The following is a 1,328-nucleotide window of genomic DNA, read 5'->3' as shown; positions in this document are numbered from 1 at the left end:
CGGCGCTTGAAATTATGAGAAATAAGAGGGGCGCTTTGTGCGCAGAAATTTTCTCGCGGTGGATGAATACGCCTAGGATCACGGCGCCGATCGTGCCGATACCTGTGCATAAGCTTAGCGTGAATATGAAAAATATGCGAAGCAGGCTAGTCTCTGCGCTCTCTTTTAGCGCGACGATCGTTTCAAGCAAGACGATAAAAAGCGTGCTGAGCCCCGTGTATAGGACGTATGCGAGCGCCGCGCCAATGTATTTTAAAGCAAGCATAAATATAAAAAGCTCACGATTACGCAGGTTGCGGTCAGTAGCGATTCGTGCGTACTAGCAGCGCGCTTAAACTCGTGTGCCAGGTCGCACTCAAAAAGCGCTCCGATGAGGACAGAAGCAAAGCCTTTGGTGTTCATAAACCGCCTAAATTTTAAATTTAAAGCGCGATTATATTAGGAGCGAACTTAGATTGAAATTTGTCTTAAAATTAATCCTAAATAATAAATTTTATTAATCATTTAGAAATTTTAGGATATAATTATTTCAAATCATTTCAAGGAGAGAAAGATGTTTAAACTTAGAGAGTTGCCGTTCGATGCGGCGCACAACGCGGTCGTAAGCAAGCAAACCTGTGATTATCACCACGGCAAGCACCATGCGACCTACGTGGCGAATTTAAATAAACTTACCGAATCGGGCGAGTTTGCGGGCAAGGGGCTTTACGAGATCGTAACGGCTGCTAGCGGCGGGCTTTTTAACAACGCCGCGCAGGTTTACAACCACGATTTTTACTGGGATTGCATCGCAAAACCTAGCGAGGCTTCCGCGGAGCTAAAATCGGCGCTGGCGGAACATTTTGCGGATTTTAAAAGCGAGTTTTTGGCTGCTGCTACGGCGCATTTCGGCTCGGGCTGGGTGTGGCTCGCTTACGATCCGAAATCGGGCAAGCTTTGCATCAAAGCGACCCAAAACGCCGCTACGCCGGTGACCGAAGGGCTCGTGCCGCTTCTAGTCGTGGACGTTTGGGAGCACGCGTATTACATCGACGAGTACAATGCGCGCCCGAAATATCTGGAGAAATTCTACGCAGGCATCAACTGGGAGTTCGTCTCAAGCGCCTACGAATGGGCTAAAAAAGAGGGTCTCGGCTCTGTGAAATTTTATATCGACGAGCTTCACGGCAGAGATTAAATTTTAAAATTTAAGCGCACGCGGCGAGGCGATGCTACACAAAGCCAAAACCGCCTAAACGCGCTGCAGGTTCGTTGCGAGTTTGCTACGGACGCGGATCCGCTGCGGATGATAATCGCCGCGGCGTTTAGCATGCGCGATCGATCGCTTA

1 protein-coding gene and 1 pseudogene are annotated in these 1,328 nt (G+C 48.6%); one reads left to right on the top strand and one right to left on the bottom strand.

The genetic code is table 11. The features are described 5' to 3' along the window. Window positions 1-265: pseudogene (locus Q0236_RS01165) on the bottom strand (hypothetical protein); the annotation flags it as partial. Between the two features lie 288 nt (window positions 266-553). Here Q0236_RS01165 and sodB point away from each other — a divergent pair. Next, a complete protein-coding gene (gene sodB / locus Q0236_RS01160) occupies window positions 554-1,177 on the top strand; it encodes a superoxide dismutase [Fe] (protein WP_297914039.1) in 624 nt (207 codons plus the stop codon). Window positions 1,178-1,328 lie beyond the last annotated feature (151 nt).

Origin of the sequence: uncultured Campylobacter sp. (assembly GCF_938031315.1) — a bacterium.
In the GTDB taxonomy this organism is placed as follows: Bacteria; Campylobacterota; Campylobacteria; order Campylobacterales; family Campylobacteraceae; genus Campylobacter_B.
Note: the sequence above shows the minus strand (reverse complement) of the source record. Positions and strands in the feature narration are given on the sequence as shown.